Origin of the sequence: Alkalilimnicola sp. S0819, from assembly GCF_009295635.1 — a bacterium.
Lineage (GTDB): Bacteria > Pseudomonadota > Gammaproteobacteria > Nitrococcales > WHIW01 > S0819.
In genome coordinates this window covers 1-1,669 of the sequence record NZ_WHIW01000035.1, presented here as the reverse complement: position 1 = coordinate 1,669, position 1,669 = coordinate 1, and the positions used below count along the sequence as shown (strand labels likewise).

Here is a 1,669-nt window from a genome sequence, read left to right as displayed (position 1 = left end):
TGATCGAGTACAACGAGGAGCGGCCGCACGACGCCTTGGGCGAACGCACACCGCTCGAACATTTTACCCACTACGCCATGGGTTCTAGTTTGGAGGTGTCTACTTGACGGGGGAGCTTACGGGCCTGGCACCGGCGGGCGCTTGCGGGTAGGTTGGCTCCCAGCACGGCAGGGGTTCTGCCCGGCCGGCGTGAAAGAAGAAAGAATTTGCTGCATGGTGGTGCACTTGGCGTAGTCATTCTCACCACCGTGCTAACAAGGCGGTCAAGCCGACGGCAAAAACGCTGCGCGTTTTTCCCGCGGCTTACCGCTAGCCGTTAGGGTGGTCCGGAACCGTAGATTTCCGGGTTTGTTCGGTAGGCGCAGCGAGCTTCCCGCCCTGCCCCAGCCACAGATAAAGCACGCCACCTTCCAGCGGTGGTTATAGCAGGCGCCTGGGCACGGCCGCCGTTGAGCCGTCTGGACCAGTGGCCACAGTAACCGCTATCAGGCCTGTCCAGCTTTGGTAGTCTGTTTGGGTACGCGCTTCACCAGAGGTTTGGCCGGAGCCTTCGAGCTCGGCGCCTTCGGCGAAGCAAAGAAGAACAACAAGAATCGGTGGCCCCGCGCCAAGCTTGAGGCGCCCCACCGTTCTAACACGCAGCTGAAGCCGACGCCGCAGACGCGGCGCGGCTTAGCAGCCCGTTAGCGCGAGAAATGGAGCATCACAGCAGCCGCAGAAACCTTCACGGTTGCAACGGCGAAGCCGGCGCAGGTGAAGGCGGGACAGCGGAAGCACCCTGGATTCTGCCGGCCCCCCAGTAGGCGCTGCTCGCGCCCTACTCCGAGAATGGGCCGCGGAAGAAGAAGAACACAGAGGGTTGGGGCTCTGTCCGGGCAAATGCTCAGCGCCCCATCGTGGCCCGAACACGCCGCCCAGATAAAAGAACGAACGGAGCCAGCGCTGGCGAAGCACGGCGCGCTGCGGTAGGTTCCAGAGAGCAAGATAAAGAAGCAGGCGCTGTCGGTGGTATCCGGCCAGGCTCACTGCCAACTAAAACAACACATTGCGCTAACAAAGCGGTGAAGCCGACAGCAAAAACGCTGCGCGTTTTTCCCGCGGCTTACCGCTAGCCGTTAGCGCGAGAAATGGGGCAACACAGTTGCCGCAGAAACCTCCACGGTTAAAACGGAAAGGCCGGCGCTGGTGAAGGCGCGGGACAGCGGATGCACCCTGGGTTTTGCCGGCCCGCCAGTAGGCGCTGCCCGCCCCCTACTCCGAGAATGGGCCGCAAAAGAGAAAAGAACTCAGAGGGCTGGGGTTCTGTCTGTGCAAATGCTCAGCGCCCCTTGGCGGCCCGAACACGCCGCCAAAATAAAAGAACGAACGGAGCCAGCGCTGGCGAAGCACGGCGCGCTGCGGTAGGTTCCAGAGAGCAAGATAAAGAAGCAGGCGCTGTCGGTGGTATCCGGCCAGGCTCACTGCCAACTTAAACAACAACCTGCGCTAACAAAGCGGTGAAGCCGACAGCAAAAACGCTGCGCGTTTTTCCTGCGGCATACCGCTAGCCGTTATGCGCCAAGCGTCGGGTCTCCGCGCCCGTTCCGGAGCAATTTGATAGAAGGTGGTTTCTGTGGATGACTTTACGCTTTCAGTATTGGCTTCTATGGCCGCTTCGCTTGTTGTTGCA

General features: G+C 60.9%; 1 protein-coding gene. It reads right to left on the bottom strand.

Annotated features, from left to right (window positions below; translation table 11 throughout):
- Window positions 1-1,485 precede the first annotated feature (1,485 nt).
- The coding region (locus GBG68_RS14490; protein ID WP_226801813.1) for a hypothetical protein at window positions 1,486-1,669 on the bottom strand (184 nt) is incomplete at its 5' end.